At 40.7% G+C, this 10,865-nt stretch carries 12 protein-coding genes and 2 pseudogenes; 9 read left to right on the top strand and 5 right to left on the bottom strand.

All coding sequences use genetic code 11. The features are described 5' to 3' along the window. Positions 1-185: 185 nt before the first annotated feature. The 5 genes and pseudogenes from STYK_RS08680 to STYK_RS08660 all read left to right on the top strand — a co-directional run. Positions 186-653 (top strand): annotated as a pseudogene (locus STYK_RS08680) (POT-type proton-dependent oligopeptide transporter); the annotation flags it as partial. 417 nt (positions 654-1,070) lie between these two features. After that, complete coding sequence (locus STYK_RS08675; RefSeq protein ID WP_023946665.1) at positions 1,071-1,757, top strand: XRE family transcriptional regulator; 687 nt, start codon at positions 1,071-1,073, stop codon at positions 1,755-1,757. A gap of 3 nt (positions 1,758-1,760) precedes the next feature. Next, the gene (locus STYK_RS08670; RefSeq protein ID WP_023946663.1) at positions 1,761-3,176 is read left to right on the top strand and encodes a Y-family DNA polymerase; all 1,416 of its coding nucleotides are present in this window, start codon (positions 1,761-1,763) and stop codon (positions 3,174-3,176) included. Beyond that, positions 3,173-3,535: a hypothetical protein gene (locus STYK_RS08665; protein WP_023946661.1), complete on the top strand. Its 363-nt coding sequence runs from the start codon at positions 3,173-3,175 to the stop codon at positions 3,533-3,535. Before STYK_RS08670 ends, STYK_RS08665 begins: the two co-directional genes overlap by 4 nt. Continuing rightward, positions 3,528-3,821, top strand: coding sequence for a DUF5960 family protein (locus tag STYK_RS08660; RefSeq protein ID WP_023946659.1), 294 nt, complete (start codon positions 3,528-3,530; stop codon positions 3,819-3,821). Before STYK_RS08665 ends, STYK_RS08660 begins: the two co-directional genes overlap by 8 nt. 142 nt (positions 3,822-3,963) lie before the next feature. Here STYK_RS08660 and STYK_RS08655 read toward each other — a convergent pair. From STYK_RS08655 to STYK_RS08635, 5 genes and pseudogenes are all read right to left on the bottom strand, one after another. Further along, positions 3,964-4,440: pseudogene (locus STYK_RS08655) on the bottom strand (glutathione peroxidase). Next, positions 4,437-5,015, bottom strand: coding sequence for a DUF3278 domain-containing protein (locus STYK_RS08650; RefSeq protein ID WP_261445780.1), 579 nt, complete (start codon positions 5,013-5,015; stop codon positions 4,437-4,439). Before STYK_RS08650 ends, STYK_RS08655 begins: the two are co-directional and overlap by 4 nt. A 26-nt stretch (positions 5,016-5,041) precedes the next feature. Next, the gene (locus STYK_RS08645) at positions 5,042-5,377 is read right to left on the bottom strand and encodes a hypothetical protein (RefSeq protein ID WP_033685526.1); all 336 of its coding nucleotides are present in this window, start codon (positions 5,375-5,377) and stop codon (positions 5,042-5,044) included. A gap of 10 nt (positions 5,378-5,387) precedes the next feature. After that, a complete protein-coding gene (locus STYK_RS08640; protein ID WP_004256387.1) occupies positions 5,388-5,930 on the bottom strand; it encodes a DUF3278 domain-containing protein in 543 nt (180 codons plus the stop codon). 15 nt (positions 5,931-5,945) lie between these two features. Continuing rightward, a complete protein-coding gene (locus STYK_RS08635) occupies positions 5,946-6,140 on the bottom strand; it encodes a helix-turn-helix transcriptional regulator (protein WP_001082471.1) in 195 nt (64 codons plus the stop codon). Positions 6,141-6,305: 165 nt separating this feature from the next. Between STYK_RS08635 and rsmH the strand changes: the two genes are divergently transcribed. Genes rsmH through mraY form a run of 4 tightly spaced genes read left to right on the top strand, consistent with a single transcriptional unit; the run spans position 6,306 to position 10,825 of the window. Continuing rightward, positions 6,306-7,256: a 16S rRNA (cytosine(1402)-N(4))-methyltransferase RsmH gene (gene rsmH / locus STYK_RS08630; RefSeq protein WP_000159402.1), complete on the top strand. Its 951-nt coding sequence runs from the start codon at positions 6,306-6,308 to the stop codon at positions 7,254-7,256. A gap of 10 nt (positions 7,257-7,266) precedes the next feature. Continuing rightward, positions 7,267-7,584, top strand: a complete 318-nt coding sequence (gene ftsL, locus STYK_RS08625) for a cell division protein FtsL (RefSeq protein ID WP_000840795.1) — start codon at positions 7,267-7,269, stop codon at positions 7,582-7,584. Positions 7,585-7,587: 3 nt separating this feature from the next. After that, positions 7,588-9,843, top strand: coding sequence for a penicillin-binding protein PBP2X (gene pbp2x, locus STYK_RS08620; protein WP_261804902.1), 2,256 nt, complete (start codon positions 7,588-7,590; stop codon positions 9,841-9,843). Position 9,844: 1 nt separating this feature from the next. Beyond that, positions 9,845-10,825: a phospho-N-acetylmuramoyl-pentapeptide-transferase gene (gene mraY, locus STYK_RS08615; RefSeq protein ID WP_261804901.1), complete on the top strand. Its 981-nt coding sequence runs from the start codon at positions 9,845-9,847 to the stop codon at positions 10,823-10,825. Positions 10,826-10,865 lie beyond the last annotated feature (40 nt).

Here is a 10,865-nt window from a genome sequence, read left to right as displayed (position 1 = left end):
CTATTATTTAATGTGTAATGGTTTTACATCTCTATGCTTATTGGCTTGTATTTTAGTAATTACAAGTTTGGCATAGGGATGTTTTTTGTTTACTGAAGAGGAAAGGATAAGTATGTTTCAAGGTTTGAAATATTTTTTAAACTAAACAAGAGCAAATTTTTAAAGGTGATTTTTCAAAGTAACTTCCACTTTTCATTATGATTTATGTGCCGATTTTTGCATGGTTGTGGGGGAAAATGGGTAAAAAGCAACCGTCCTCTTCTAAGAAATTTGCTTACGGTTTATTTGCAGCAGGTTTATCCTTCTTGTGGATGATGTTACCAGGGATGATCTTTGGGACAGATGTTAAGGTCAGTCCTTTCTGGTTGATTATGAGTTGGGCTATTGTGATTGTGGGGGAAATGTTGATTTCGCCTATTGGTCTATCAGTTACTAATAAGCTGGCACCAAAATCCTTCCAAGCACAAATGATGTCTATCTGGTTCTTGAGTAATGCAGCTTCCCAAGCTATCAATGCTCAAATTGTAAAATTTTATACAAGCGAAACTGAAGTAGCTTACTATGGAATTGTTGGAGGAATTACGATTGTATTCGGTATTATCTTACTCTTCTACGTTCCACGTATTGAAAAACTAATGTCCGGTATCAAATAGAGAAAAACTGGAATTTCTGTAGGGATTTTAAAAGCTAGATCAATTATTTATTCAAAGGATTTAGTTCTGTATTGTATAGGGCTAGGTCCTTTTAGTTTGATTAATACTCTTCGAAAATCAAATTCAAACCGCGTCAACGTCGCCTTGCCGTATATATGTGACTGACTTCGTCAGTCTTATCTACAACCTCAAAACAGTGTTCTGAGCAAACTGCGGCTAGTTTCCTAGTTTGCTCTTTGATTTTCATTGAGTATAAAACTCACGATGTTTCTGCTTTTCCTAGTGGACATTTGTCTACTTTTTTTATATAATAAAACTAAACCAAATTGGTTGAGTTTTAAAAATATGGATTCAAGCATCGATTAGTCTTTCTAAGGGAGATAATGTCCATTAAATCATCATAATAGGAGGTGAAGTATGTATCAGCCAGAAAAATTAAAGGCTCGGAGGAAAGAGTTAAAACTGACACAGAAGGAAATTGCAGAGCAACTTGGGATTAGCTTTCAGGCTTACTCAGCTTGGGAACGTGGAGTCAAGGAACCGTCCAAGGAGAAGGTGTTTCAGCTAGAGAATATTTTAAAAGTACCAAAAGGATATTTTACTCAGATCGAGATTGTCCGTCTCTACCATAGCCTCTCCAAGCAAGGGCAGGAGAAGGTTGTTCACTATGCTCGCAACCTATCTCAAGAGGAGCAAGCCCAGAAAGTGACAGCTATGCCAGAGCGCCTCTACGAGTACCGTGTTTATGAACGCATGTCAGCAGGGATTGGGGCTTCGGTCTACGATGATCAGAATTTTGATACGGTTTACTTTAATGAGGAGTTGGCTCATGATTTTGCGTCATGGGTGTCTGGGGACTCCATGGAACCTAAATACCAAAATGGTTCAGTGGCTCTGATTCGAGAGACAGGATTTGACTATGACGGGGCGGTTTATGCAGTGGTTTGCAACAACCAGACCTATATCAAACGGGTCTATCGAGAGGAGAATGGATTGCGTCTGGTCTCTATCAATCCTAAATACAAGGATATTTTCATCTCCTATGAGGAAGATCCTCGGATTGTGGGGATTATCGTTGGGAACTTTGTGCCGATGGAGGGCTAGCCAATGGGCTACTTTGATTATTCCAGAGAGCCCAAAAGTGACATTGCCTTTGTCGATATGAAATCCTTTTATGCCAGTGTTGAGTGCGTGAAAAGGGGCTTACATCCGCTGAAAACCTCGCTTTGTGTCATGAGTCGCGCGGATAACTCAACTGGTCTTATCCTAGCCTCCTCTCCCATGTTTAAGAAGATTTTTGGCCAGTCAAATGTTGGTCGGGCCTATGATTTGCCTTTTGATATCAAAACGCGAAAATTTTCCTATTACAATGCTCGAAAGCAAGGGCTACCTACCAACTCAGACTATGTTCGCTACATCGAAGATTGGGCTCAAGTGACCTTGATTGTGCCACCCAGGATGGATGAGTACATCGCAGTCAATATGGAAATCCAGAGAATCTTTCAAAACTATGGCAGTCCAGATGATATTTATCCTTACTCTATCGATGAGGGCTTTATTGACCTGACTAGTTCGCTCAACTATTTCATCCCAGATAAGAGTCTCTCTCGCAAAAACAAGCTGGATATGCTTTCTGCCCGTATTCAGAGGGATATTTGGAGGCAGACAGGAATCTACTCTACAGTGGGCATGTCAAATGCCAATCCTTTACTGGCCAAGTTGGCTCTGGATAATGAGGCCAAGCACACTCCGACCATGAGGGCCAACTGGTCTTACCAGGATGTGGAAGAGAAGGTCTGGTCCATTCCCAAGATGACCGACTTTTGGGGAATTGGCAGGCGGATGGAGAAACGCTTGCATGCTCTGGGGATTTTTTCCATCAAGGAATTGGCAACCAGCAATCCCGACCAGCTAAAGAAAGTTCTGGGTCAGGCTGGTCTGCGTTTGTGGTTTCATGCCAACGGGATTGATGAGAGCAATGTTCATAAGCCCTATAAAGCCAAATCCAAGGGCTTGGGGAATTCTCAAATCTTGCCGAGAGACTACGTGAAGCTACGGGATATTGAAATTATTCTTCGAGAAATGGCGGAGCAGGTGGCTATTAGATTGAGAAGGTCTGGCAAGAAAACAACCCTTGTCTCTATCTATGTCGGTTTCTCTAAACAGGAGGTCAGGTCGTCTATTCACACACAAATGAAGGTCGAACCGACCAATAATACAGCTGTCTTAACGAATTATGTTTTGAAGTTATTTCATAACAAATACACTTCTGGAGCGGTCAGAAGTGTCGGAGTTAACTATTCAGGATTTGTGGATGAGTACTTTGGTTTGATATCTCTCTTTGATGATGTTGACAAGTTAGAAAAAGAAGAAAGGCTCCAGACGGCCATTGACTCCATTCGGGAACAATTTGGTTTCACTTCCCTTTTAAGAGCCAATGCACTGGAAGAAGCCTCTAGGAGTCTTGCTAGAAGCAAGCTGATTGGGGGACATTCTGCTGGAGGATTAGATGGATTAAAATGATTGATCGTTCTTATTTACCCTTTCAATCTGCGCGATATTATCAAGATCCAGGTATGCAGAAGTGGATGGGATTTTACCTTTCAGAACACACCAGTTCGCTCAGTGAAGAAAAAAGCCGTGTTGATTTTTCGACGGATTTGACTCCAGATGAGAAGTTGCACTTGCTTTCTCAGCTTTATATTAGCCAGCTAAAGGGATTCTTTGTGGTTAAGGAAAAGAGGCAGAAGGCGACTATCATCGGTGTGGTGAAAGAGTTATCACCTCAGACTCTATCTATTAGGACAAACGAGGGATATAGGTTGATAGAGGTTGCAGATATCCTAGAAATTCGGCTGTGGGAGGAGGGAGTTTATGACTAGAAAAGAGCTGTATGAAAACAAACTGCAGATGGATTATTTTTCAGATGACTATATTCGTTTTGAAGAGGATTTTCAAAAATACTCTGCCATGAATGTACCTCTGACTTTCTTGATTGATGACATCCTACGCACCATGGCCTTGAATCAGAAAAATTACTTTGTCTTAAACAAGGAAAATGCCAAGGATGGGCGGGAGCATAGCTTTTATTTTAGGGTGGTAACGGAAAAAGCGTGTCCCAGAAATAGGACCTATACATATTCAGGAGTCAAGAATAGCAGTCAGTAGTGCCTTGTCTGCTATGAATGTATCATTTTTACAACACTTCATGGTTCATATCATGGGGTGTTTTTCTATTTAAGTCAAAGCCCATCAAAAAATCCCACTATTCTTAGGCTAAAGGAGAACTAATAATAGTGAGATTGTGAAATTATAGTAGTTTTTGTATCGCCTCTTCAATTTGTTTTGGGTCTGTTTTTGAAGAGAAGCGTTCAAAAACCTGCCCATCTCGACCGATGAGAAACTTAGCGAAATTCCATTCGACTCGTTTTCCCAGCGGGCCAGATTTTTGTTCTTTCAACCAAACATAGAGAGGATCTGCTTCCTTACCGTTGACCTTGATTTTGGCAAAACGTGGGAAGGTGGTCTGGTAATGTAGGCTACAGAAGGCGTTGATTTCCTCTGCGCTGCCTGGTGCTTGTCCCATAAACTGATTGCAAGGGAAGTCTAAAATCTCAAAACCTTGTTCTTGATAGCGATCATAGAGTTCTTGAAGTCCTTGGTACTGGGGCGTTAAACCACATCCAGTAGCAGTGTTGACAACCAAGAGAACCTTACCACGATAGGTCTCTAGTGGAGTTTATTGATGGTCTTGATTCAAGACTGAAAAATCGTATAGTGAAGTCACTGCTTGCTTTTCTCCTTCTGTTTGGTATTTTTAGGAGTTTTCTCCTCCTGTAGGGATAGAAAGCCGTAGGTCAGGGTTCCAAAAATGCTACCGATAATCAGACCGTACATTAGGAAAGGACCACTTTTATCGAATTGCATGAGCAACTTCACAAAATCTGAAAGGGACATCTGCTGAACGAAGACTTTATGAAAGATGAGTAAGGTAAAGAGGCCAATCTGAATACCGATAAACACAATCCAGCTTCGGAATTTGATTTGGGCTTTGCTGTAGGTTTTGAGAATGATTTCTGATTTGTCATCCTTTTCAAGATGAAGCTCTTGGACGGCTTTTTGAGCTTTTATACTCATGAACAAAATGAGTCCAAAATAGATGTAGGGCATAACATTTCGAACAATTTCTATAAAGCTTCCGAACAAAATATAGAACAGGAAGAGAATGAAGGAAGAGTAAAAGATTTGGATCATGGAACGGGCGCAAGCCTTGTAGATAACCTCTTGACGGCATTCATCAAAAGGCCCTTGGATATGAAAGAAATTTCGAAGTAGGCGAGTTGTTAAGTCTTCTTTTTTCATGGGTGATTTCTCCTAAATGAACGATGCTATTTTGTTTCTTTTACGAATTGATAGAGATAATAAAGATAAGTAATAGAAGAAAGGATGGCGATAGTTAGCAGTATATAATATTTCCAATTGCTTGAAATGAGCGTCAGCTGTGGTAAGGATAGAAAGGATAGAATCGTAAAGCATAGTGCTAGGTTGAGTATGCGCGTTTTTTGGGAATCTATCTTTAGATAAGTCAATCCTTTGTTGAGTGCTGGAACAAAGACTGGAAGGAGGACTATATCGTAGATTGGCAAGTTCCCTGAAACGATGATGAAGGTGAGTAGAGAAGCAAACAAAAGATGATAGGTAAGTAAAGTTACTAGTGATTTCATAGGGCACCTCCTAATCCTCATCTTGCTCTTTTTTAGTTTTTGCAATGCGACGGGAGATGAGGAACTGTATGCTCGCTCCGAAGAAGATAGAACCGAGAATGCTTGATACACCATTTCTTATAGTTAGGAGAGAATGAAAATAGTCCTGACCTTCACCTATGAGTATACTGAGAAGAGGAGTTATAAAAAACATCCATAGACCAAAGAACAAACCTGCTTTAAGACCTGGGTAGTATAGTTGCTTGCTTTCTTTCTCATTCAGCATATCTGGATCAATAGCTGTAATCCCTGTTTTTTTCATTTGGTAGGTGACATAGCCAGCAGCGATGAGGGCAATCACTAGAATCAGAGGAGGATAGATTAGAGCCACTTCTTGAGGGTATTTATAGGCCAGAAGGAGTGGAATAAGATTTCCGAAAATCATCAGATAAAAGAGGATGATAAAGACTTGGTTCCCAATACGATCGGCCTCACGCCGTTTGTATTCGTCAAGGGGACCAGAGATACCGTATGTGCGTTTGATCAGTTTTTCAGTGAAGGTTTCTTTTTTCATGAGTTGGCTCCTTTTTTAAAAATTATCCTCCCAAAAGAGACTGTTGAGGTCAGTTTGGAGGCTACGGGCGAGATTGAGACAGAGTTCCAGAGTTGGATTGTACTTGTCGTTCTCAATCATGTTGATGGTTTGTCTCGAGACACCGATATCCTTGGCGAGCTCGAGCTGGGAAATGCCCAGTTCCTTGCGAAATTCTTTCACACGATTCATCTGTTCTCCTTTCTGATTCATGTCGTATATATTTGACTACATTATATTCTTCTATAGAGAGAATGTCAAGCATATTTGACATATTTCTTAAAGAAATCTTACTTTTTTTGGCCTATTTGTCTGACTAGTGCAAGCTAGTCAGATTTGTGGTAAAATAGATAAGATATGACAAAAGAATTTCATCATGTAACGGTCTTACTCCACGAAACGATTGATATGCTCGACGTAAAGCCTGACGGTATCTACGTTGATGCGACTTTGGGTGGAGCGGGCCATAGCGAATATTTATTAAGTAAATTAAGTGAAAAAGGCCATCTCTATGCCTTTGACCAAGACCAGAATGCCATTGATAATGCGCAAAAACGCTTGGCACCCTATATCGAAAAAGGGATGGTGACTTTTATCAAGGATAACTTCCGTCATTTACAGGCACGTTTGCGCGAAGCTGGTGTTCAGGAAATTGATGGAATTTGTTATGACTTGGGAGTGTCTAGTCCTCAATTGGACCAGCGTGAGCGTGGTTTTTCTTATAAAAAGGATGCGCCACTGGACATGCGCATGAATCAGGATGCTAGTCTGACAGCCTATGAGGTAGTGAACCACTATGACTATCATGACTTGGTTCGAATTTTCTTCAAGTATGGTGAGGATAAATTCTCTAAACAGATTGCGCGTAAGATCGAACAAGCACGTGAAGTCAAGCCAATCGAGACAACGACTGAGTTAGCAGAAATTATCAAGTCTGCCAAACCTGCCAAGGAGCTCAAGAAGAAGGGCCATCCTGCCAAGCAGATTTTCCAGGCTATTCGAATTGAAGTCAATGATGAACTGGGAGCGGCAGATGAGTCCATCCAGCAGGCCATGGAGATGTTGGCTCTAGATGGTAGAATTTCAGTGATTACCTTCCATTCGCTAGAAGACCGCTTGACCAAGCAATTGTTCAAGGAAGCTTCAACAGTGGAAGTTCCCAAAGGTTTGCCTTTCATCCCAGATGATCTCAAGCCCAAGATGGAATTGGTATCCCGTAAGCCAATCTTGCCAAGTGCAGAAGAATTAGAAGCCAATAACCGCTCGCACTCTGCCAAGTTGCGCGTGGCCAGAAAAATTCACAAGTAAGAGGAAAAACATGGCAGAAAGAATCGAAAAAACAAGCCAGTTATTGCAAACGAAGTTTAAAGGTTTTTCACGTGTGGAAAAGGCCTTCTATGTTTCGATTGCTGCAACAATGATTATCCTGGCAATTAGCGTTGTGTTTATGCAGACCAAGCTATTACAAGTTCAGAATGAATTGACCAAGGTCAATGCTCAAATCGAAGAAAAGAAAACAGAGCTAGACGATGCCAAGCAAGAGGTCAATGAATTGATTCGTTCAGAACGTTTGAAAGAGATTGCAAATTCCAAGGATTTGCAGCTAAATAACGAAAATATCCGAGCAGCGGAGTAAGAAATGAAACAGTGGAAAGAAAAAATAACCCGATTTGCGATCAAAAATCGTAAATCTCCAGCAAAAAACCGTAGGATAGTTGGTAAGTACCTCAGCTTTGTAGCGGTTGCCCTTTTTGGTCTCTTTTTGGCCAATTTTGCTTATATTATCGCGAAAGGTAATATATTTGGTACTGACTTAGTAAAAGAAGCTAAAAAGGTTCACCAAACAACCCGAACAGTTCCTGCCAAGCGTGGAACTATCTATGACCGAAATGGAGTGCCTATCGCTGAAGATGCGACCTCTTATAACGTGTATGCTGTTATTGATAAAAAATACAAGTCAGCAACGGGGAAAATTCTTTATGTAGAGGATTCGCAGTTTAATAAGGTAGCTGAAGTCTTCCATAAGTATTTAGACATGGATGAAGCTTATGTGAAAGAGCAATTAGCTCAACCAAATCTGACCCAAGTTTCCTTTGGTGCAAAAGGAAATGGGATTACCTATGCCAATATGATGGCGATTAAAAAAGATTTGAAAGATGCTAGTGTGGAAGGGATTGACTTTACAACTAGCCCTAACAGAAGTTATCCAAATGGACAATTTGCTTCTAGTTTTATCGGACTAGCTCAGCTCCATGAAAATGAAGATGGCAGCAAGAGTTTGCTGGGAACCTCTGGAATGGAGAGTTCCTTGAACAGTATTCTTGCAGGGACAGACGGTATTATTACCTATGAAAAAGACCGTGTAGGAAATATCGTACCAGGTACAGAACTGGTATCGCAACAAACTGTGGATGGCAAGGATGTTTATACAACATTGTCTAGTCCGCTACAATCTTTCATGGAAACTCAGATGGATGCCTTTCTAGAAAAATTAAAAGGTAAGTATATGACCGCGACCTTGGTCAGTGCAAAGACCGGTGAAATCCTCGCTACCACCCAACGACCTACCTTTAATGCAGATACTAAAGAAGGAATCACTGAGGACTTTGTTTGGCGTGATATTCTTTATCAAAGTAACTATGAACCAGGATCAGGCATGAAGGTTATGACGTTAGCTTCTTCTATTGATAATAATACCTTCCCAAGTGGAGAATACTTCAATAGCAGTAAATTTAAAATGGCGGATGTGACGACTCGAGATTGGGATGTTAATGAAGGTTTGACTACTGGTGGGATGATGACTTTCTTACAAGGTTTCGCTCACTCCAGTAATGTTGGAATGAGTCTACTTGAACAAAAAATGGGAGATGCTACTTGGTTGGATTATCTAAAACGCTTTAAATTTGGGGTTCCAACTCGCTTTGGCTTGACAGATGAATACGCTGGTCAACTTCCAGCTGATAATATTGTTAGTATTGCTCAAAGCTCATTTGGGCAAGGAATTTCAGTGACACAAACACAAATGCTTCGTGCCTTTACAGCTATTGCTAATGATGGAGTTATGCTGGAGCCAAAATTTATAAGTGCTATTTATGATACTAACAATCAGTCTGTACGTAAGTCACAAAAAGAAATAGTAGGAAATCCTGTTTCCAAAGAGACAGCAAGCACAACTCGAAATCACATGATCTTAGTTGGGACGGACCCTCTATATGGAACTATGTATAATCACTACACAGGAAAGCCAATTATAACAGTTCCTGGACAAAATGTAGCAGTTAAATCCGGTACGGCTCAAATCGCTGATGAGAAAAATGGAGGATACTTGGTTGGTTCTACCAATTATATTTTCTCAGTTGTGACTATGAATCCTGCTGAAAATCCTGATTTTATCTTGTATGTAACGGTTCAACAGCCTGAGCATTATTCAGGTATCCAGTTGGGAGAATTTGCCACCCCAATCTTGGAGCGGGCTTCAGCTATGAAAGAATCTCTCAATCTTCAATCTCCAGCCAAAAATTTAGATAAAGTTACGACAGAATCTTCTTATGCAATGCCTAGCATCAAGGATATTTCACCTGGTGAGTTGGCGGAAGCCTTACGCCGAAATATTGTGCAACCAATCGTTGTAGGTACTGGAACAAAGATTAAAGAGACTTCTGTAGAAGAAGGGACCAATCTTGCACCAAACCAACAAGTTCTCCTTTTATCGGATAAGGTAGAAGAAATTCCAGACATGTATGGCTGGAAAAAAGAGACTGCCGAGACCTTTGCTAAATGGTTGGATATTGAACTGGAATTTGAAGGTTCAGGTTCCGTTGTTCAGAAGCAAGATGTTCGGACTAATACAGCTATCAAAAACATTAAAAAAATTAAATTAACTTTAGGAGACTAATATGTTTATTTCTATTAGTGCTGGAATTGTGACATTTTTACTAACTTTAGTAGGAATTCCGGCCTTTATCCAATTTTATAGAAAGGCGCAAATTACAGGCCAGCAGATGCATGAGGATGTTAAACAGCACCAGGCAAAAGCTGGGACTCCTACAATGGGAGGTTTGGTTTTCTTAATTGCTTCTGTTTTAGTTGCCTTCTTTCTTGCCCTATTTAGTAACCAACTCAGCAATAATGTGGGAATGATTTTGTTCATCTTGGTTCTTTATGGTTTAATCGGATTTTTAGATGACTTCCTCAAGGTCTTCCGCAAAATCAATGAGGGGCTAAATCCCAAGCAGAAATTGGCTCTTCAGCTCCTAGGTGGGGTCGTTTTCTACCTTTTCTATGAGCGCGGTGGCGATATGCTTTCAGTCTTTGGTTACCAAGTGCATCTAGGGATTTTCTATATTGTCTTCGCCCTTTTCTGGCTAGTTGGTTTTTCAAACGCAGTCAACTTGACTGACGGCATTGACGGTCTGGCTAGTATTTCAGTCGTGATTAGTTTGTCTGCCTATGGAGTTATTGCCTATGTGCAAGGTCAGATGGATATTCTTCTAGTGATTCTTGCCATGATTGGTGGTTTGCTTGGTTTCTTTGTCTTTAACCATAAGCCTGCTAAGGTCTTTATGGGGGATGTGGGAAGTTTAGCTCTCGGTGGAATGCTGGCAGCTATCTCTATGGCCCTCCACCAAGAATGGACTCTCTTGATTATCGGAATTGTTTATGTTTTTGAAACAACTTCAGTCATGATGCAAGTCAGTTATTTCAAAATGACTGGTGGCAAACGTATTTTCCGCATGACGCCTGTGCATCACCATTTTGAGCTTGGAGGATTGTCTGGTAAAGGAAATCCTTGGAGCGAGTGGAAGGTTGACTTCTTCTTTTGGGGAGTGGGACTTCTAGCAAGTCTCCTGACCCTAGCAATTTTGTATTTGATGTAAGAATAGCACCCTGATATTTCAGGGTGTTTTTGCATTCTAA

It is taken from the genome of Streptococcus toyakuensis (assembly GCF_024346585.1).
Classification (GTDB): Bacteria; Bacillota; Bacilli; order Lactobacillales; family Streptococcaceae; genus Streptococcus; species Streptococcus toyakuensis.
This window is presented reverse-complemented; position numbering and strand designations above follow the sequence as displayed.